The organism is Bacillus vallismortis, from assembly GCF_004116955.1.
Taxonomy (GTDB): Bacteria; Bacillota; Bacilli; order Bacillales; family Bacillaceae; genus Bacillus; species Bacillus vallismortis.
In genome coordinates this window covers 3,547,501-3,567,500 of the sequence record NZ_CP026362.1, presented here as the reverse complement: position 1 = coordinate 3,567,500, position 20,000 = coordinate 3,547,501, and the positions used below count along the sequence as shown (strand labels likewise).

General features: G+C 44.7%; 16 protein-coding genes, 3 tRNA genes, 4 rRNA genes, 1 other RNA gene and 1 other annotated feature (2 of these 25 only partly in view). Of the genes, 19 read left to right on the top strand and 5 right to left on the bottom strand.

From position 1 onward, the window contains the following. Nucleotides 1-1,493, top strand: a 23S ribosomal RNA gene (locus tag BV11031_RS18910); it begins 1,435 nt to the left of the window's first position. A gap of 128 nt (nucleotides 1,494-1,621) precedes the next feature. Next, nucleotides 1,622-1,737 (top strand): 5S ribosomal RNA (gene rrf / locus BV11031_RS18905). A gap of 39 nt (nucleotides 1,738-1,776) precedes the next feature. Here rrf and BV11031_RS18900 read toward each other — a convergent pair. After that, nucleotides 1,777-2,724 (bottom strand): YaaC family protein, encoded by a 948-nt coding sequence (locus BV11031_RS18900; protein ID WP_129551025.1) that lies wholly within the window; start codon nucleotides 2,722-2,724, stop codon nucleotides 1,777-1,779. 120 nt (nucleotides 2,725-2,844) lie between these two features. On the opposite strand from BV11031_RS18900, the gene guaB reads away from it, so the two are divergent. From guaB to BV11031_RS18870, 6 genes are all read left to right on the top strand, one after another. Continuing rightward, nucleotides 2,845-4,311, top strand: coding sequence for an IMP dehydrogenase (gene guaB / locus BV11031_RS18895; RefSeq protein WP_129550832.1), 1,467 nt, complete (start codon nucleotides 2,845-2,847; stop codon nucleotides 4,309-4,311). A 153-nt stretch (nucleotides 4,312-4,464) separates the two neighbouring features. Then, complete coding sequence (gene dacA, locus BV11031_RS18890; protein ID WP_121641661.1) at nucleotides 4,465-5,796, top strand: D-alanyl-D-alanine carboxypeptidase; 1,332 nt, start codon at nucleotides 4,465-4,467, stop codon at nucleotides 5,794-5,796. Nucleotides 5,797-5,992: 196 nt separating this feature from the next. Next, nucleotides 5,993-6,877 carry a pyridoxal 5'-phosphate synthase lyase subunit PdxS gene (gene pdxS / locus BV11031_RS18885; protein ID WP_003225444.1) on the top strand — a complete coding sequence of 295 codons (885 nt, stop codon included), beginning with the start codon at nucleotides 5,993-5,995 and terminating at the stop codon, nucleotides 6,875-6,877. Nucleotides 6,878-6,898: 21 nt separating this feature from the next. Next, complete coding sequence (gene pdxT / locus BV11031_RS18880) at nucleotides 6,899-7,489, top strand: pyridoxal 5'-phosphate synthase glutaminase subunit PdxT (protein WP_010330216.1); 591 nt, start codon at nucleotides 6,899-6,901, stop codon at nucleotides 7,487-7,489. A gap of 52 nt (nucleotides 7,490-7,541) precedes the next feature. Then, nucleotides 7,542-7,754, top strand: a binding site (T-box leader). A 54-nt stretch (nucleotides 7,755-7,808) separates the two neighbouring features. Continuing rightward, complete coding sequence (gene serS / locus BV11031_RS18875) at nucleotides 7,809-9,086, top strand: serine--tRNA ligase (RefSeq protein WP_010330215.1); 1,278 nt, start codon at nucleotides 7,809-7,811, stop codon at nucleotides 9,084-9,086. 135 nt (nucleotides 9,087-9,221) lie between these two features. Further along, nucleotides 9,222-9,314 (top strand) — tRNA-Ser (locus BV11031_RS18870). Nucleotides 9,315-9,425: 111 nt separating this feature from the next. Here the strand turns inward: BV11031_RS18870 and dck are convergent. The 4 genes from dck to BV11031_RS18850 form a co-directional block, all read right to left on the bottom strand. After that, on the bottom strand, nucleotides 9,426-10,079 hold the full coding sequence (dck, locus tag BV11031_RS18865) for a deoxyadenosine/deoxycytidine kinase (RefSeq protein ID WP_010330214.1): 654 nt from the start codon (nucleotides 10,077-10,079) through the stop codon (nucleotides 9,426-9,428). Further along, nucleotides 10,076-10,699, bottom strand: a complete 624-nt coding sequence (gene dgk / locus BV11031_RS18860; protein ID WP_010330213.1) for a deoxyguanosine kinase — start codon at nucleotides 10,697-10,699, stop codon at nucleotides 10,076-10,078. The genes dck and dgk overlap by 4 nt, the downstream gene beginning before the upstream one ends. Before the next feature lie 98 nt (nucleotides 10,700-10,797). Continuing rightward, entirely contained in the window at nucleotides 10,798-12,081 is a 1,284-nt protein-coding gene (locus tag BV11031_RS18855; protein WP_010330212.1) for a glycoside hydrolase family 18 protein, read from the bottom strand. Between the two features lie 69 nt (nucleotides 12,082-12,150). After that, nucleotides 12,151-12,696 (bottom strand): cysteine hydrolase family protein, encoded by a 546-nt coding sequence (locus tag BV11031_RS18850; RefSeq protein WP_010330211.1) that lies wholly within the window; start codon nucleotides 12,694-12,696, stop codon nucleotides 12,151-12,153. 85 nt (nucleotides 12,697-12,781) lie between these two features. On the opposite strand from BV11031_RS18850, the gene tadA reads away from it, so the two are divergent. From tadA to BV11031_RS18795, 11 genes are all read left to right on the top strand, one after another. Beyond that, nucleotides 12,782-13,267 carry a tRNA adenosine(34) deaminase TadA gene (tadA, locus tag BV11031_RS18845; protein ID WP_010330210.1) on the top strand — a complete coding sequence of 162 codons (486 nt, stop codon included), beginning with the start codon at nucleotides 12,782-12,784 and terminating at the stop codon, nucleotides 13,265-13,267. An 82-nt stretch (nucleotides 13,268-13,349) separates the two neighbouring features. Continuing rightward, an RNA gene (gene ffs / locus BV11031_RS18840) (signal recognition particle sRNA large type) lies at nucleotides 13,350-13,614 on the top strand. A gap of 129 nt (nucleotides 13,615-13,743) precedes the next feature. Next, nucleotides 13,744-15,435 (top strand): DNA polymerase III subunit gamma/tau, encoded by a 1,692-nt coding sequence (gene dnaX, locus BV11031_RS18835; protein ID WP_010330209.1) that lies wholly within the window; start codon nucleotides 13,744-13,746, stop codon nucleotides 15,433-15,435. 23 nt (nucleotides 15,436-15,458) lie between these two features. Beyond that, nucleotides 15,459-15,782, top strand: coding sequence for a YbaB/EbfC family nucleoid-associated protein (locus BV11031_RS18830; RefSeq protein WP_010330208.1), 324 nt, complete (start codon nucleotides 15,459-15,461; stop codon nucleotides 15,780-15,782). Nucleotides 15,783-15,796: 14 nt separating this feature from the next. Next, nucleotides 15,797-16,393 (top strand): recombination protein RecR, encoded by a 597-nt coding sequence (gene recR / locus BV11031_RS18825; protein ID WP_010330207.1) that lies wholly within the window; start codon nucleotides 15,797-15,799, stop codon nucleotides 16,391-16,393. A 17-nt stretch (nucleotides 16,394-16,410) separates the two neighbouring features. Beyond that, nucleotides 16,411-16,635: a YaaL family protein gene (locus tag BV11031_RS18820; protein WP_010330206.1), complete on the top strand. Its 225-nt coding sequence runs from the start codon at nucleotides 16,411-16,413 to the stop codon at nucleotides 16,633-16,635. A 66-nt stretch (nucleotides 16,636-16,701) separates the two neighbouring features. Next, nucleotides 16,702-16,965, top strand: coding sequence for a sigma-K factor-processing regulator BofA (bofA, locus tag BV11031_RS18815; protein ID WP_010330205.1), 264 nt, complete (start codon nucleotides 16,702-16,704; stop codon nucleotides 16,963-16,965). A gap of 304 nt (nucleotides 16,966-17,269) precedes the next feature. Next, nucleotides 17,270-18,819, top strand: a 16S ribosomal RNA gene (locus BV11031_RS18810). A gap of 100 nt (nucleotides 18,820-18,919) precedes the next feature. Next, a tRNA-Ile gene (locus tag BV11031_RS18805) sits at nucleotides 18,920-18,996 on the top strand. Nucleotides 18,997-19,007: 11 nt separating this feature from the next. Further along, a tRNA-Ala gene (locus BV11031_RS18800) sits at nucleotides 19,008-19,083 on the top strand. Nucleotides 19,084-19,164: 81 nt separating this feature from the next. Continuing rightward, a 23S ribosomal RNA gene (locus tag BV11031_RS18795) occupies nucleotides 19,165-20,000 on the top strand; it runs 2,092 nt beyond the window's last position. Together the 16S and 23S rRNA genes with 2 tRNA genes alongside form the textbook arrangement of a ribosomal RNA operon.

The following is a 20,000-nucleotide window of genomic DNA, read 5'->3' as shown; positions in this document are numbered from 1 at the left end:
TCCTGTACCACCTCCTCACCATTTGAGCAATGGGGGGACGCAGGAGGATAGGGTAAGCGCGGTATTGGATATCCGCGTCCAAGCAGTTAGGCTGGGAAATAGGCAAATCCGTTTCCCATAAGGCTGAGCTGTGATGGCGAGCGAAATATAGTAGCGAAGTTCCTGATTCCACACTGCCAAGAAAAGCCTCTAGCGAGGTGAGAGGTGCCCGTACCGCAAACCGACACAGGTAGGCGAGGAGAGAATCCTAAGGTGATCGAGAGAACTCTCGTTAAGGAACTCGGCAAAATGACCCCGTAACTTCGGGAGAAGGGGTGCTCTGTTAGGGTGCAAGCCCGAGAGAGCCGCAGTGAATAGGCCCAGGCGACTGTTTAGCAAAAACACAGGTCTCTGCGAAGCCGTAAGGCGAAGTATAGGGGCTGACGCCTGCCCGGTGCTGGAAGGTTAAGAGGAGCGCTTAGCGTAAGCGAAGGTGCGAATTGAAGCCCCAGTAAACGGCGGCCGTAACTATAACGGTCCTAAGGTAGCGAAATTCCTTGTCGGGTAAGTTCCGACCCGCACGAAAGGCGCAACGATCTGGGCACTGTCTCAACGAGAGACTCGGTGAAATTATAGTACCTGTGAAGATGCAGGTTACCCGCGACAGGACGGAAAGACCCCGTGGAGCTTTACTGCAGCCTGATATTGAATGTTGGTACAGCTTGTACAGGATAGGTAGGAGCCTTGGAAACCGGAGCGCCAGCTTCGGTGGAGGCATCGGTGGGATACTACCCTGGCTGTATTGACCTTCTAACCCGCCGCCCTTATCGGGCGGGGAGACAGTGTCAGGTGGGCAGTTTGACTGGGGCGGTCGCCTCCTAAAAGGTAACGGAGGCGCCCAAAGGTTCCCTCAGAATGGTTGGAAATCATTCGCAGAGTGTAAAGGCACAAGGGAGCTTGACTGCGAGACCTACAAGTCGAGCAGGGACGAAAGTCGGGCTTAGTGATCCGGTGGTTCCGCATGGAAGGGCCATCGCTCAACGGATAAAAGCTACCCCGGGGATAACAGGCTTATCTCCCCCAAGAGTCCACATCGACGGGGAGGTTTGGCACCTCGATGTCGGCTCATCGCATCCTGGGGCTGTAGTCGGTCCCAAGGGTTGGGCTGTTCGCCCATTAAAGCGGTACGCGAGCTGGGTTCAGAACGTCGTGAGACAGTTCGGTCCCTATCCGTCGCGGGCGCAGGAAATTTGAGAGGAGCTGTCCTTAGTACGAGAGGACCGGGATGGACGCACCGCTGGTGTACCAGTTGTTCTGCCAAGGGCATCGCTGGGTAGCTATGTGCGGACGGGATAAGTGCTGAAAGCATCTAAGCATGAAGCCCCCCTCAAGATGAGATTTCCCATTCCGCAAGGAAGTAAGATCCCTGAAAGATGATCAGGTTGATAGGTCTGAGGTGGAAGTGTGGCGACACATGGAGCTGACAGATACTAATCGATCGAGGACTTAACCACATTTTGATTGATGTCATATCTGTTATCTAGTTTTGAGAGAACATCTCTCTAAAAGGCGGAAAGAAACTCCGCTAAGGGCTCTCACATCCTGTGAGAAACGCCCAGTACCTTCATCCTGAAGGCATTTGTTTGGTGGCGATAGCGAAGAGGTCACACCCGTTCCCATGCCGAACACGGAAGTTAAGCTCTTCAGCGCCGATGGTAGTCGGGGGTTTCCCCCTGTGAGAGTAGGACGCCGCCAAGCAAGGTAAAACCCAGCTCATTGAGCTGGGTTTTTTGTTTGTCAACATTGAAGAAGAAGTTGTAATGTGTATGTCGGGAATTTATTTTCAGTCACTAATAAAAACTGCTGAATTAGTACGTAATCATCGCTTATATGCTGGGTTAACAGCTCATACCACCACTCCGTCTCATACCTCGCAATCATCCCTATATTGTATAAAATTAAATAATGAATTGCCATTTCAGGAAGTCTCAGAAATTGCTCTCTTTTAGACGGGATATAATATTGGTTTTTTCCCATGTCATATAACAAGCCGGTCGATGTCCATGGCTTCGTGTCTTGCAGTGAAATGTCAAACAGCAGCCCGTGTTCATTTTTCTTTGCAAAAGACCATTGAAAATAATGGTTCATATATTCGGCAAATCTTGCATCAGACATTTTATAATTGATGACCACATGCTCTGGCACCGAAATCCTGTCCCTCTCCTTCTCGACTTTTGTCAAATACCGTTCTTTCTTTTGAAAATAGAAAGTATCACTTAGTTCTGGAATCGCCATTAATAATGTTTTCATGGTATACCGTTCATCCACTATATCCGATTGTCCAAATAAGTGTTTCATGAAATGTATGCATAGGCCGTTCCGTTGTATCTTTACTTCATCATCGCTAAAACAATAATTCTGTTTCTTTCGCTTTCTTGTTGTTACGCCGTGTGCCAGTACTGATGTATGGCTTGGATAATGAGGATCACGTGTAATTAGACATGCTTTGATAAGCTGTGCCATTCCGTAAAATAAGAGAATCGGTTTGATTTCCAAAGGAGAAGATGAGGCTTGTTCATAAAACGATTCAGCATGCTTTAAGAAATAAATAAATCGCTCACTGTTTTTATAGGAGTTTTTTTTCGCTTCATCAATGCCGTTTAACATATAAGTTTTCTCTAGAAATTTCTGGGTTGATTCAATGGAGTAAAATAGCCCTAAGTCTTTCCACTTATGATATGTCATATGTATTTCTTTATCCTTTCCATTATCTAAATATTTCAACTCTTTTCCGCTTCCTTGACATGCTCTTGGCTAGTTGATAATCTACATATAATATTTTGCCGAAAAGAGGGGGATTTACTAATGTGGGAAAGTAAATTTTCAAAAGAAGGCTTAACGTTCGACGATGTGCTGCTTTTGCCAGCCAAGTCAGAGGTGCTTCCGCGTGATGTGGATTTATCTGTAGAACTTACAAAAACGTTAAAGCTGAATATTCCTGTCATCAGCGCAGGTATGGACACTGTAACAGAATCAGCAATGGCGATTGCAATGGCTAGACAGGGCGGCTTGGGCATCATTCATAAAAACATGTCCATTGAACAACAGGCTGAACAAGTTGATAAAGTTAAGCGTTCTGAGCGCGGAGTTATCACAAATCCCTTCTTTTTAACTCCTGATCACCAAGTATTTGATGCGGAGCATTTGATGGGGAAATACAGAATTTCCGGTGTTCCGATTGTAAATAACGAAGAAGATCAAAAGCTCGTCGGAATTATTACAAACCGTGATCTTCGTTTTATTTCTGACTACTCTATGAAAATCAGCGATGTCATGACGAAAGAAGAACTCGTCACTGCACCTGTAGGAACGACTTTGGATGAGGCTGAAAAGATTTTGCAGAAACATAAAATTGAAAAGCTTCCTCTCGTTGATGACCAGAATAAATTAAAAGGTCTTATCACAATTAAAGACATTGAAAAAGTTATTGAGTTCCCGAACTCATCTAAAGACATTCACGGCCGTCTGATCGTTGGTGCGGCAGTTGGCGTAACTGGCGATACAATGACTCGTGTCAAAAAGCTTGTCGAAGCCAATGTTGATGTCATTGTTATCGACACAGCTCACGGACACTCTCAAGGGGTAGTAAACACAGTAACAAAAATTCGTGAAACGTATCCTGAATTAAATATTATTGCTGGAAACGTGGCAACAGCTGAAGCGACAAGAGCTCTTATCGAAGCTGGAGTAGACGTTGTCAAAGTTGGAATCGGACCTGGTTCAATTTGTACTACACGCGTGGTGGCGGGTGTCGGTGTTCCGCAAATTACAGCGATTTATGATTGTGCGACTGAAGCAAGAAAACACGGCAAGACAATCATTGCAGACGGCGGAATTAAATTCTCTGGCGATATCACGAAAGCATTGGCAGCCGGCGGACATGCTGTTATGCTCGGCAGCTTGCTTGCAGGCACGTCAGAAAGTCCTGGGGAAACTGAAATCTACCAAGGCAGAAGATTTAAAGTTTACCGCGGTATGGGATCAGTTGCTGCAATGGAAAAAGGAAGTAAAGACCGTTACTTCCAAGAAGAAAACAAAAAATTCGTTCCTGAAGGAATTGAAGGACGCACACCTTACAAAGGACCAGTTGAAGAAACTGTTTATCAGCTAGTCGGCGGTCTTCGTTCCGGTATGGGATATTGCGGATCCAAAGATCTTCTAGCTTTAAGAGAAGAAGCTCAGTTCATTCGCATGACTGGCGCAGGACTTCGTGAAAGCCATCCGCACGATGTGCAGATTACAAAAGAATCACCGAACTATACAATTTCATAATAAAATGTTACAAATTAAAAACATTTGACAGGGTCTCTGACTCTGTCTATTTTTTTAATCCTGATTATGATAAAATTTATACTGTTGTGCTTTAAAAATGTCCTTTAACGGCTTAATTATAGATGAAGAAAATGAAATACGGAGGTCATACGATTGAACATCATGAAATGTAAACGGATATTGATGTCATTGGTTATATTAACACTATTTGTGACTTGCCTGGCTCCGATGTCAAAAGCAAATGCAGCCAGCGATCCAATTGATATCAATGCATCAGCTGCTATTATGATCGAAGCTTCTTCAGGTAAAATTCTGTACAGTAAAAATGCAGATGAAAGATTGCCAATTGCAAGTATGACAAAAATGATGACAGAGTATCTGTTATTAGAAGCAATTGACCAAGGAAAAGTAAAATGGGACCAAACCTATACGCCTGATGATTATGTGTATGAGATTTCCCAAGATAACAGCTTATCAAACGTTCCTCTTCGTAAGGACGGGAAGTACACAGTAAAAGAACTTTATCAAGCTACAGCAATTTATTCTGCAAATGCCGCTGCTATCGGGATTGCAGAAATCGTTGCGGGTTCTGAAACTGAGTTTGTTAAAAGAATGAATGCAAAAGCGAAAGAACTTGGCTTAACAGATTACAAATTTGTTAACGCAACAGGTCTTGAAAACAAAGATCTTCACGGGCATCAGCCTGAGGGGACAAGCGCAGATGAAGAAAGTGAAGTTTCTGCTAAGGATATGGCGATTCTTGCAGATCATTTGATTACTGACTACCCTGAGGTTTTGGAGACTTCCAGTATCGCCAAAACGAAGTTCAGAGAGGGCACCGATGATGAAATGGACATGCCCAACTGGAACTTCATGCTGAAAGGGCTCGTCAGCGAGTATAAAAAAGCGACTGTGGATGGATTGAAAACAGGTTCTACAGACTCTGCGGGTTCATGTTTCACAGGAACAGCTGAACTCAACGGAATGCGCGTCATTACTGTTGTGTTGAACGCAAAGGGCAACCTTCATACAGGCCGTTTCGATGAGACGAAAAAAATGTTCGATTATGCTTTCGACAATTTCTCCATGAAAGAAATTTACGCTGAAGGCGATCAAGTAAAAGGCCACAAAACGATTTCAGTTGATAAGGGTAAAGAGAAAGAAGTAGGCATTGTGACAAACAAAGCATTCTCTCTTCCTGTCAAGAATGGTGAAGAAAAGAATTACAAGGCGAAGGTCACATTAAATAAAGATACGCTAACCGCTCCTGTGAAAAAAGGAACGAAGGTTGGGAAACTGACTGCTGAATATACAGGTGATGAAAAGGATTACGGATTCCTTAACGGCAATCTGGCTGGTGTAGACCTTGTTACAAAAGAAAAAGTAGAAAAAGCAAACTGGTTTGTTCTGACAATGCGCAGTATCGGCGGATTTTTCGCTGGCATTTGGGGAAGTATTGTTGATACGGTAACCGGCTGGTTTTAATCAATTGATAGAGCTCTGATTTGTATTAGGGCTCTTTCGCTTAATATACTGAAAAAACCCAATTTTTAATAAAAAATGATTTTCAAAGCGCTAAAAACCGAATAAAATGATATATATCCATATGAATTATTGGATTTCTAGGATACAATAAGGACTAGAAATCATATAACTATACCTTGATTAGGGGGACCAAGAAATGGCTCAAACAGGTACTGAACGTGTAAAACGCGGAATGGCAGAAATGCAAAAGGGCGGCGTCATCATGGACGTCATCAATGCGGAACAAGCGAAAATTGCTGAAGAAGCTGGAGCTGTCGCTGTAATGGCGCTGGAGCGTGTACCAGCTGATATTCGCGCGGCTGGAGGAGTTGCCCGTATGGCTGACCCTACAATCGTGGAAGAAGTAATGAATGCAGTATCTATCCCGGTAATGGCAAAAGCGCGTATCGGACATATTGTTGAAGCGCGTGTGCTGGAAGCTATGGGTGTTGACTATATTGATGAAAGTGAAGTTCTGACTCCGGCTGACGAAGAATTTCATTTAAATAAAAATGAATACACAGTTCCTTTCGTCTGCGGCTGCCGTGATCTTGGTGAAGCAACGCGCCGTATCGCTGAAGGTGCTTCTATGCTTCGTACGAAAGGTGAGCCTGGAACAGGGAACATCGTTGAAGCTGTTCGCCATATGCGCAAAGTAAACGCTCAAGTTCGCAAAGTCGTTGCGATGAGTGAAGATGAACTCATGACAGAAGCGAAAAACTTAGGCGCTCCTTACGAGCTTCTCCTTCAAATTAAAAAAGACGGCAAGCTTCCTGTCGTAAACTTTGCGGCCGGCGGCGTAGCAACTCCTGCTGATGCTGCTCTCATGATGCAGCTTGGTGCTGACGGAGTATTTGTTGGCTCTGGTATTTTTAAATCAGACAACCCTGCTAAATTTGCGAAAGCAATTGTCGAAGCAACAACTCACTACACTGATTACAAATTGATTGCTGAGCTTTCTAAAGAGCTTGGTACTGCAATGAAAGGGATTGAAATCTCAAACTTACTTCCAGAACAGCGTATGCAAGAACGCGGCTGGTAGGAATATAGGAGCGCTGCTGACATGTTAACAATAGGAGTACTAGGACTTCAAGGAGCAGTTAGAGAGCATATCCGTGCAATTGAAGCATGCGGCGTGGCTGGTCTTGTCGTTAAACGTCCGGAGCAGCTGAATGAAGTTGACGGGCTGATTTTGCCTGGTGGAGAAAGCACAACGATGCGCCGTTTGATTGATACGTATCAATTCATGGAGCCTCTTCGTAAATTTGCTGCTCAGGGAAAACCAATGTTTGGAACATGCGCTGGATTAATTATATTAGCAAAAGAAATTGCTGGTTCAGATAATCCTCATTTAGGTCTGCTGAATGTGGTTGTTGAACGCAATTCGTTTGGCCGGCAGGTTGACAGTTTTGAAGCTGATTTAACAATCAAGGGGCTGGACAAGCCTTTTACTGGGGTATTCATCCGTGCGCCGCATATTTTAGAAGCTGGTGAAAATGTCGAAGTTCTTTCGGAGCATAATGGCCGTATTGTAGCTGCTAAACAGGATCAATTCTTGGGCTGCTCGTTCCATCCGGAGCTGACAGAAGATCACCGAGTGACACAGCTGTTTGTTCAAATGGTTGAGGAATACAAGCAGAAAGCACTTGTATAAAACAGTTGAAAGCTGTGGAAACTTATAGTACATTATAAGCACAAATAAAGATCGAAAAGCGTTGATTGGAACTAGTAAGAAGCCCCTCTTTCTAAGAGAGCCGATGGTTGGTGCGAATCGGTGAAAGATGCTGTCTGAATCCATCCTTGAGCGAAATGCTGAAATAAGTAGGCATTTACGGGATAACCGTTATGTGTGAAAGTGGAAAACGAGTCTCTGGCTTGTTTTCAATCAGGGTGGCAACGCGAGAGCTCTCGTCCCTTTATGGGGATGAGGGCTCTTTTTATTTTCGACTAATTTTATAAAAGGAGTGTTTCGCATGCTTGATACAAAGATGCTAAGAGCAAATTTTCAAGACATTAAAGCCAAGCTTGTACACAAAGGCGAAGACTTAACTGATTTTGATAAGTTTGAGGCGCTGGACGATAGAAGACGAGAGCTTATCGGTAAAGTTGAAGAGTTAAAAGGAAAACGGAATGAAGTATCTCAGCAGGTTGCTGTACTGAAACGTGAGAAAAAAGACGCGGATCACATCATTAAAGAAATGCGTGAAGTCAGCGAGGACATTAAACAACTTGATGAAGAGTTAAGAACAGTGGAATCGGAGCTTGATCATATCCTTCTTTCTATCCCAAACATTCCGCATGAGTCTGTCCCTGTCGGTGAAACAGAAGACGACAATATAGAAGTTCGTCAATGGGGCGAAAAGCCTTCTTTTGCTTACGAGCCGAAGCCGCACTGGGATATCGCAGACGAGCTGGGGATTCTTGACTTTGAACGTGCAGCAAAAGTAACAGGAAGCCGTTTCGTCTTCTATAAAGGGTTAGGTGCCCGTCTGGAGCGTGCACTGTATAACTTTATGCTTGATCTGCATGTAGATGAGTATAACTATACTGAAGTAATCCCGCCTTATATGGTGAACCGCGCAAGCATGACGGGAACGGGTCAGCTTCCTAAATTCGAAGAGGATGCGTTTAAAATCAGAGAAGAAGATTACTTCTTAATTCCGACAGCGGAAGTACCGATTACAAACATGCATCGTGATGAAATCCTTTCAGGTGACAGCCTGCCTATTAACTATGCGGCATTCAGTGCCTGCTTCCGTTCTGAAGCGGGTTCAGCGGGGCGTGATACACGCGGGTTAATCCGTCAGCACCAATTTAATAAAGTTGAACTTGTGAAGTTTGTGAAGCCTGAAGATTCTTATGATGAATTAGAGAAGCTCACAAACCAAGCAGAACGAGTACTTCAGCTGCTTGAGCTTCCGTACCGTGTCATGAGCATGTGTACGGGTGATCTAGGCTTTACGGCGGCGAAAAAATACGATATCGAAGTTTGGATTCCAAGCCAGGACACGTATCGTGAAATCTCTTCTTGCAGCAACTTCGAAGCATTTCAGGCAAGACGGGCGAACATTCGTTTTAGACGTGAAGCGAAAGGCAAGCCTGAGCATGTACACACACTGAATGGTTCAGGTCTGGCAGTTGGAAGAACAGTTGCCGCTATCCTAGAAAATTATCAGCAGGAAGACGGAAGTGTCGTCATTCCGAAAGTGCTTCGCCCTTATATGGGGAATAAAGAAGTATTGAAACCGTAAATTCCCGAAAAGGTGTGCCTGACAAGGTACGCCTTTTTGCCTGTATAAACAGGACATTTTTATAAAAACAAAAAAAGTTTTTGAAAATGCTTGACCATATAAGAACATTCATGATATAGTAAGTCTTGTCGATACGGAGGAATACCCAAGTCCGGCTGAAGGGATCGGTCTTGAAAACCGACAGGGGTGTCAAAGCCCGCGGGGGTTCGAATCCCTCTTCCTCCGCCATATTGATTTTAATTCTAATGAAACACAAGCATATATTGGAGATTGTTTTATCCATTGCATTCGATGCAATGGATTTTTTATTATAATGAAAAAGTGAATCTCAGTTGAGATTCACTTTATTTGATTTTCAGAAATAACTGAAGCGATTTGATCGACAATGTTTTCAATTGAGCTTTCGTCGTTCAGCAGATCATAATCCTCAATGCGAAGCTTTAAAACAGGGCAGGCGTTAAAACCACTTATCCAGTTTTCATAGCGCGTATGCATTTCTTCCCAATAAGAACGGTTTGTCTGAAGCTCCATTTCACGGCCCCGTTCTTCAATCCGGTTTAAAACGTTGTCCAGATCTCCCTCCAAATAGATCAATACATCTGGATGTGGGAAATACGGTGTCATAACCATTGCTTCGAAAAGGCTTGTGTAGGTTTTGTAATCAATCTTTGACATAGTCCCTTTGTCAGCATGCATTTTCGCGAATATTCCTGTGTCTTCATAAATAGAACGATCCTGTACAAATCCTCCGCCAGCTTCAAAAATCGTTTTCTGTTCTTTGAATCGTTCAGCTAAGAAGTAAATTTGCAGATGAAAACTCCAACGTTCAAAATCATGATAGAACTTTTCTAAGTATGGATTATGATCGACTTCCTCTAAAGAGGTTTTAAATCCAAGCCTTTTAGCCAAAGCTTTTGTTAAAGTCGATTTTCCGACACCTACTGTTCCGGCTACTGTGATAATTGAATTTTTAGGAATATGATGGTCTTTCATATGATAAGCTCCTTTACATGGGCGGCAATGCGTTCAAAGTCGCTCTTATTCAAAACGAAGTCTTTTGAATCACCATCTATCGTTAACACTGTAAGTTCAGGGTCTGCCTCCTGCAGTTGTTTGATGGCGACTTCATAATCTGCGATCAGCTGCTCTAAATAGCTTGTTTCAATTTTTTTCTCAAAGGGACGTCCGCGTTTTTCAATGCGATGTAACAATGTGGGCAGACTAGCCTTTATGTAAATGATGAAATTCGGCTTTGGCAGATCATCTGTTAGCAGGCGATAAATCTTTTTGTATTTTTCCAGCTGATGTTGAGACAGGGTGCGTTCCGCAAAAATGACATTTTTATAAATGTGATAATCAGCTATCACAGGCTGTCCCTTTTTTAAAAAGTGATTACTGGTGTCTTCAAGCTGTTTGTATCTGTGACAGAGAAAAAACATCTCAAGCTGGAAACTCCATTCCTCGATATTGTCATAAAACTTATCAAGGTACGGGTTATCCTCAACAATCTCATTGATCATAGGGAAACCAAGCTCTTGTGAGAGCATCGTTGCGAGGGTTGTTTTTCCTGCCCCGATAGGACCTTCTATTGCGATAAAAGGGGCTGTATTCATCGGAATCCTCCTTATTTCTGAAAAACGTTCGTCAGTTACCGACCTTCATATTGTATCACAACGCTCGGGTGCCCCCATGAAAAAAAGACGTTTCCAAATTATCGAAACGTCTTTTTAACAATATTGAATTGATCAGACAGCAACAGCCAGTTTTGCGGGAAAGATAGACCAAGCTTCCAATAGCTGATGCCTCTTAAATTCAACTCTTTAATGAGATTAAATTTTGCTTGGATTGAGCGGGCATCCTCAAACCATACCTCGTGTCTTCTGTTTTCTGCATCAGTATAGCGGAAGAAAGGCGCTTGAGCGGTTTGGTCATACTGAATGGCGGCATTATTTTGAGTGGCTATGACAATGGCTTGCTGGGGGCTTATCGCTCTTGCTGGAGTTCCCCCTGCTGTATACGGAAGCGTCCAGTCATACCCATATAAATTCTGGCCCATGACAATTTTATTTGCAGGCATTTCAGTCAAAGCATATTCAATCACATCCCGAACAGGCCCGATTGGAGAAACGGCTTGAGCCGGGCCCCCGCTATATCCCCATTCATATGTCATGAGAACAACAAAGTCTACAATTTGGCCATGTGCCCTGTAATCATGAGCTTCGTACCATCTGCCTTGCTGTGTTGCGCTTGTTTTAGGGGCAAGCGCAGTAGAAATTTCAAAACCTTCTCGATGGAAAAGATCCCTTGCTTCACGGAGAAATTGATTATAGGCTTCTCTATCCTGAGGCCGCAAATATTCAAAGTCAAAATGAATATCATAGAACCCATATCTTCTGGCATTCTCGACTATTTCATTTAAAAGTCTTCTTTTCACAGCATTGTCGTTTAAGATGATCCGGCCGAGCTCATCGCTGAATGCCTGATTTTCAAGGTTCGTTATAATCATCATCAATGTCGTGTTTTGATTCTCCGCAATGCTTCTTAAGTTCGTTAAAGGCGGGGCGACTAAGGTCCCGTCACGCTGTGCCTGAAAACTGAATGCGCCAAGATACGTTAAGTAGGGTGACGCTTCCCGGGCCGCCTGCTGAAGATTTTCGCTGATTTGATTTCCGCGTGGTTCAAGATAAGCATTTGACTCGATGTCTTGTTTAGGAATGGGTGGAATGTATAAACGGAAACCAATCTGCAGCACGGTGTTTAACTGGATGCGGTTAATCCTGGCAAGCTCGGCTGCTGTAGTATTGAACCGCCGCGCGATGGACGTCAGGGTATCACCTTGTTGGACATCATAGAACTGGCCGGCTATTGGAATGACAACGGTTTGTCCGACAACAAGGCTGTCGGGATTCGGTATTTCATTCGTTTCTGCGATCTCATTTACAGTTGTTCTGTAGCGTGAAGCGATACCAGAAAGAGTGTCGCCTTGTTTCACCACATAAATTTGAATGAAAAACGCCTCCTTTCATATCGCTATCAATGTATGAAAGAAAGACGCTGATCATGTTTATTTTTCTGTAATTTGTTCTTCCGTCGTGATTTTTGCCAAAAGAACATTCTCCATCATGGTTAAGGCAAATTCGGTATCTTCGTCACGATTTGAGGCGATGCAATCCTTAGGAATCGTGATATTGTATTCTCTCATGTATGCGTCATTGGCGGTAAACAGCACGCAAATATTACCGGCTATGCCTGTTAAGATAATATGCTTCACTTGTAATTCGGTAAGGAGAGTGTGGAGTGCTGTTTCGTAAAAAGCGGAATGCTTCGGTTTGATTAAAAAATAATCAGCATCATCCGGCGCGACTTTTGTGATGATTTCCTTGCTTCTTTCATTTGTGCATTCTCGCTGAATATTTTTGATATCAGCTTGCCAAAGCCCGTAATGATCATTAATGTAAATAATCGGCCAGTCATTTTGTCTCGCATGCTCCTTTAATGATAAAATATGAGGAACGATTTTTTCTGTTTTTTTAGCAAGGCTTTCTCCCATATCAAACTCAAAATTATTGATCATGTCTACAATGAGTAGAGCTGTGTCTGTTTTGGACAATCGACAGTCTCCTTTCCGTTTTCGTTATAGTTAGTATGTAGCCTTTTTTGGCAATGAAAAAACTTTGAAAAGAGAGCTTACCCTTATGACACAAGATGAACTTTATATGAAAGAAGCAATGAAAGAAGCGAAAAAAGCTGAAGAGAAAGGTGAAGTGCCGATTGGCGCTGTGCTTGTCGTCAATGACAAAGTCGTAGCGCGTGCACATAATTTAAGAGAGACGGAGCAGCGGTCAATCGCACATGCGGAAATGCTTGTGATCGATGAAGCGTGTAAGGCACTGGGGACGTGGCGGCTGGAAGGGGCAACTCTCTATGTGACGCTAGAGCCTTGTCCGATGTGTGCTGGTGCCGTCGTGCTTTCGCGAGTGGAAAAAGTGGTATTCGGTGCGTTTGACCCTAAAGGCGGCTGTTCAGGCACACTTATGAACCTTTTGCAGGAAGAGCGCTTTAACCATCAGGCTGAAGTGGTAAGCGGGGTGCTTGAGGAGGAATGCGGAGAAATGCTCAGTTCGTTTTTTAAAGAACTGCGAAAAAAGAAGAAAGCCTTTAGGAAAAACTTGTCTGAGTAGTCCGGTTGCAATTTTTAGGGGGAAACGATATACTTATGTATGCATCACAATAGATGCGATATAAAATTTGATATTTATTTTGCCGTGCTAAGCGGGGAGGTAGCGGTGCCCTGTACCTGCAATCCGCTCTAGCAGGGCCGAATCCCTTCTCGAGGTTCGTTTACTTTAAGGTCTGCCTTAAGTAAGTGGTGTTGACGTTTGGGTCCTGCGCAATGGGAATTCATGAACCATGTCAGGTCCGGAAGGAAGCAGCATTAAGTGAAACCTCTCATGTGCCGCAGGGTTGCCTGAGCTGAGCTAACTGCTTAAGTAACGCTTAGGGTAGCGAATCGACAGAAGGTGCACGGTAAATCAATCATCAAATTTTCAAACTCACCTATTATTAGGTGAGTTTTTTGTTATGTGAAAAGAGCTTTTGGAATCGAAACAAGGTTCATGTATAATGGGAATGATGAATAACGGAGGAGGGCAAACCCGTGAGTTACCAAGCTTTATATCGAGTATTCAGGCCTCAGCGCTTTGAAGATGTGGTGGGACAAGAACACATTACAAAAACGCTGCAAAATGCCCTTTTGCAAAAGAAGTTTTCTCACGCCTATTTGTTTTCCGGGCCGAGGGGAACGGGAAAAACCAGTGCAGCCAAAATATTTGCCAAAGCTGTCAACTGTGAACATGCGCCTGTTGATGAGCCATGCAACGAATGTGCGGCCTGTAAAGGGATAACAAACGGGTCAATATCCGATGTCATAGAAATTGACGCCGCATCCAATAACGGTGTTGATGAGATTCGTGACATACGCGATAAGGTGAAGTTTGCCCCGTCGGCCGTCACATATAAGGTATATATCATAGATGAGGTGCATATGCTTTCTATCGGCGCCTTTAACGCATTGCTAAAAACACTAGAAGAGCCGCCAGAGCATTGTATTTTCATTTTAGCAACAACCGAACCGCACAAAATCCCTTTAACCATTATCTCCAGATGTCAGCGTTTTGATTTTAAACGAATTACGTCCCAAGCGATTGTCGGCCGTATGAACAAAATTGTTGATGCTGAACAGCTGCAAGTGGAGGAAGGATCGCTTGATATTATCGCGAGTGCTGCAGACGGCGGGATGAGAGATGCCCTGAGCCTTCTTGATCAGGCGGTGTCATTTAGCGGCGAGGAGCTCAAAGTCGATGATGCGCTTCTGATTACTGGAGCAGTTTCTCAATTTTATATAGGAAAGCTTGCACAATCCTTGCATGATAAAAACGTTTCTGATGCACTGGAAACATTAAACGAACTGCTGCAGCAAGGGAAAGACCCAGCTAAGCTGATAGAGGATATGATTTTCTATTTTAGGGACATGCTGCTGTACAAAACAGCCCCAGGCTTAGAAGGGGTGCTTGAAAAAGTAAAAGTCGATGAAACGTTCCGGGGACTCAGCGAACAGATTCCGACGCAGGCCATATATGAAATGATTGATATTCTGAACAAGAGTCATCAAGAAATGAAATGGACAAATCATCCCCGTATCTTTTTTGAAGTGGCAGTGGTGAAGATTTGCCAAACGTCTCATCAATCAGCAGCTGAGCTTCCGGAAGTCGATATGCTAATGAATAAAATTCAACAACTCGAGCAGGAAGTGGAGCGGCTCAAAACAACAGGCATTAAAGCGGCGGCGGAAAGCCCGAAAAAAGAAGCACCGCGTGTGCCAAAGGGCGGGAAATCGAATTACAAAGTGCCAGTAGGCAGAATTCATGAAATTTTGAAGGAAGCGACGAGACCGGATCTTGATCAGCTCAAAAACACCTGGGGCAAACTTCTTGCCCATCTCAAACAGCAAAACAAAGTTTCGCATGCGGCTTTGCTGAATGACAGTGAACCTGTTGCTGCAGCCTCAGTGGCATTTGTCCTGAAATTCAAATATGAAATTCATTGTAAAATGGTTGCCGAAGACAACAACGGAGTCCGAACCAATCTTGAGCAGATTTTAGAATCGATGCTCGGAAAAAGAATGGATTTGATTGGCGTTCCAGAAGCACAATGGGGTAAAATAAGAGAAGAATTTTTAGTGGATCATCAGCAGGAAAATGAAGGATCAAATGAACCGGCTGAAGAAGACCCGCTTATTGCCGAGGCGAAAAAGCTTGTCGGAGCGGATTTAATTGAAATAAAAGACTAACAAAATGAAAGAGAGTGAATGCTATGCGTGGCGGAATGGGAAATATGCAAAAAATGATGAAACAAATGCAAAAAATGCAAAAGGATATGGCGAAGGCTCAAGAAGAGCTTGCAGAACAGGTTATTGAAGGGTCTGCGGGCGGCGGTATGGTTACAGTAAAAGCAAACGGCCAAAAAGAAATCCTGGATGTCATCATCAAAGAAGAAGTCGTTGATCCCGAAGATATCGATATGCTTCAGGATTTAGTGCTCGCTGCAACGAATGAAGCTTTGAAAAAAGTTGACGAGATCACAAACGAAACAATGGGTCAATTTACAAAAGGAATGAACATGCCAGGTTTATTCTAGGGGGATAAAAGAACATGCAATATCCTGAACCAATATCAAAGCTGATAGACAGCTTTATGAAATTGCCAGGGATCGGACCGAAAACAGCGGTTCGTCTGGCTTTTTTTGTTCTAGGTATGAAAGAAGATGTGGTATTAGATTTTGCGAAAGCATTAGTAAATGCGAAACGCAATCTGACATATTGTTCAGTTTGCGGGCATATCACAGATCAGGACCCATGCTATATTTGCGAAGATACGCGCAGGGATAAGTCTGTTATCTGTGTTTTGCAAGACCCTAAGGATGTAATCGCTATGGAGAAAATGAAGGAATACAACGGACAGTACCACGTTCTCCACGGCGCCATTTCTCCAATGGACGGTATCGGACCAGAGGATATTAAAATACCAGAATTGTTAAAACGATTACAGGATGATCAAGTGACAGAAGTGATTCTCGCGACAAACCCTAATATAGAAGGGGAAGCAACGGCGATGTATATATCAAGGCTCTTGAAGCCGTCTGGTATTAAACTCTCCCGTATTGCCCATGGACTGCCTGTCGGCGGTGATTTGGAATATGCGGATGAGGTCACTCTTTCTAAAGCACTTGAAGGAAGACGTGAATTGTAAGGAGGAAAAAGCGATCCATGGGTTTTCTTCGCAGGAAAACATTAAGAAGAGAGTTTGATGAAAAACTAATTGAACAGCTTTTTAAACAAAAGGAAGAATGGAACAGGCAGAAAAAGCTGGTTGAAAAAAGCTTAGAACCATCTGATGAAGTGTTGTACGAACTGAAAGTAGCTGAAGCGAAGTATTTTTTTTACCTGAGGGAAGCCAAGCAGCGTAATTTAAAAATCAGCCGGTGGAAGTAAGTGGTCTAAACTCCTGGGTCTTCTCATAAGCTTGTACTAGAATAAGCAAAGGAGATGGGAAGATTCATGGAGCCTATTTTGATTATAGGGATTATTTTAGGACTGGTTATTCTTCTATTTTTATCAGGTTCAGCTGCAAAACCTTTAAAGTGGATTGGCATCACAGCTGTTAAATTTGTGGCGGGCGCTTTGCTGCTGGTTTGTGTAAATATGTTTGGCGGCAGTCTTGGCATTCATGTGCCGATCAACCTTGTCACTACAATGATCAGTGGGATTTTAGGAGTGCCGGGAATAGCGGCATTAGTCGTCATTAAACAATTCATCATTTAATGAAATTATATGTTGACTTTAGTTACCTAAGGTGTTATTCTAATATACGTCGCTGATGACGAAACACTTTTTCGACATTAAGTCATTGAAAAAAGTTATTGACGAAAGCGACAGGAAATGATATGATTATAAAGTCGCTTAAAGAGCGGCAGTAAAGTTCTTTGAAAACTAAACAAGACAAAACGTACCTGTTAATTCAGTTTTAAACAAATCGCACAGCGATGTGCGTAGTCAGGGGCCTGCACGATGCAGGTCATGCAGATGTTGTCACAGGATGTGACGAACTTAATCTGCGCTCCATTACTTTATGGAGAGTTTGATCCTGGCTCAGGACGAACGCTGGCGGCGTGCCTAATACATGCAAGTCGAGCGGACAGATGGGAGCTTGCTCCCTGATGTTAGCGGCGGACGGGTGAGTAACACGTGGGTAACCTGCCTGTAAGACTGGGATAACTCCGGGAAACCGGGGCTAATACCGGATGCTTGTTTGAACCGCATGGTTCAAACATAAAAGGTGGCTTCGGCTACCACTTACAGATGGACCCGCGGCGCATTAGCTAGTTGGTGAGGTAATGGCTCACCAAGGCAACGATGCGTAGCCGACCTGAGAGGGTGATCGGCCACACTGGGACTGAGACACGGCCCAGACTCCTACGGGAGGCAGCAGTAGGGAATCTTCCGCAATGGACGAAAGTCTGACGGAGCAACGCCGCGTGAGTGATGAAGGTTTTCGGATCGTAAAGCTCTGTTGTTAGGGAAGAACAAGTGCCGTTCGAATAGGGCGGCACCTTGACGGTACCTAACCAGAAAGCCACGGCTAACTACGTGCCAGCAGCCGCGGTAATACGTAGGTGGCAAGCGTTGTCCGGAATTATTGGGCGTAAAGGGCTCGCAGGCGGTTTCTTAAGTCTGATGTGAAAGCCCCCGGCTCAACCGGGGAGGGTCATTGGAAACTGGGGAACTTGAGTGCAGAAGAGGAGAGTGGAATTCCACGTGTAGCGGTGAAATGCGTAGAGATGTGGAGGAACACCAGTGGCGAAGGCGACTCTCTGGTCTGTAACTGACGCTGAGGAGCGAAAGCGTGGGGAGCGAACAGGATTAGATACCCTGGTAGTCCACGCCGTAAACGATGAGTGCTAAGTGTTAGGGGGTTTCCGCCCCTTAGTGCTGCAGCTAACGCATTAAGCACTCCGCCTGGGGAGTACGGTCGCAAGACTGAAACTCAAAGGAATTGACGGGGGCCCGCACAAGCGGTGGAGCATGTGGTTTAATTCGAAGCAACGCGAAGAACCTTACCAGGTCTTGACATCCTCTGACAATCCTAGAGATAGGACATCCCCTTCGGGGGCAGAGTGACAGGTGGTGCATGGTTGTCGTCAGCTCGTGTCGTGAGATGTTGGGTTAAGTCCCGCAACGAGCGCAACCCTTGATCTTAGTTGCCAGCATTCAGTTGGGCACTCTAAGGTGACTGCCGGTGACAAACCGGAGGAAGGTGGGGATGACGTCAAATCATCATGCCCCTTATGACCTGGGCTACACACGTGCTACAATGGACAGAACAAAGGGCAGCGAAACCGCGAGGTTAAGCCAATCCCACAAATCTGTTCTCAGTTCGGATCGCAGTCTGCAACTCGACTGCGTGAAGCTGGAATCGCTAGTAATCGCGGATCAGCATGCCGCGGTGAATACGTTCCCGGGCCTTGTACACACCGCCCGTCACACCACGAGAGTTTGTAACACCCGAAGTCGGTGAGGTAACCTTTTAGGAGCCAGCCGCCGAAGGTGGGACAGATGATTGGGGTGAAGTCGTAACAAGGTAGCCGTATCGGAAGGTGCGGCTGGATCACCTCCTTTCTAAGGATATATTACGGAATATAAGACCTTGGGTCTTATAAACAGAACGTTCCCTGTCTTGTTTAGTTTTGAAGGAACTTTGTTCCTTATAAGTTAAGATGGGCCTGTAGCTCAGCTGGTTAGAGCGCACGCCTGATAAGCGTGAGGTCGGTGGTTCGAGTCCACTCAGGCCCACCATCTTAAATATTGGGGCCTTAGCTCAGCTGGGAGAGCGCCTGCTTTGCACGCAGGAGGTCAGCGGTTCGATCCCGCTAGGCTCCACCAACGTGTTCTTTGAAAACTAGATAACAGTAGACATCACATTCAATTAGTAACACAAGATATCACATAGTGATTCTTTTTAACGGTTAAGTTAGAAAGGGCGCACGGTGGATGCCTTGGCACTAGGAGCCGATGAAGGACGGGACGAACACCGATATGCTTCGGGGAGCTGTAAGCAAGCTTTGATCCGGAGATTTCCGAATGGGGAAACCCACCACTCGTAATGGAGTGGTATCCATATCTGAATTCATAGGATATGAGAAGGCAGACCCGGGGAACTGAAACATCTAAGTACCCGGAGGAAGAGAAAGCAAATGCGATTCCCTGAGTAGCGGCGAGCGAAACGGGATTAGCCCAAACCAAGAGGCTTGCCTCTTGGGGTTGTAGGACACTCTGTACGGAGTTACAAAGGAACGAGGTAGATGAAGAGGTCTGGAAAGGCCCGCCATAGGAGGTAACAGCCCTGTAGTCAAAACTTCGTTCTCTCCTGAGTGGATCCTGAGTACGGCGGAACACGTGAAATTCCGTCGGAATCCGGGAGGACCATCTCCCAAGGCTAAATACTCCCTAGTGACCGATAGTGAACCAGTACCGTGAGGGAAAGGTGAAAAGCACCCCGGAAGGGGAGTGAAAGAGATCCTGAAACCGTGTGCCTACAAGTAGTCAGAGCCCGTTAACGGGTGATGGCGTGCCTTTTGTAGAATGAACCGGCGAGTTACGATCCCGTGCAAGGTTAAGCAGAAGATGCGGAGCCGCAGCGAAAGCGAGTCTGAATAGGGCGCATGAGTACGTGGTCGTAGACCCGAAACCAGGTGATCTACCCATGTCCAGGGTGAAGTTCAGGTAACACTGAATGGAGGCCCGAACCCACGCACGTTGAAAAGTGCGGGGATGAGGTGTGGGTAGGGGTGAAATGCCAA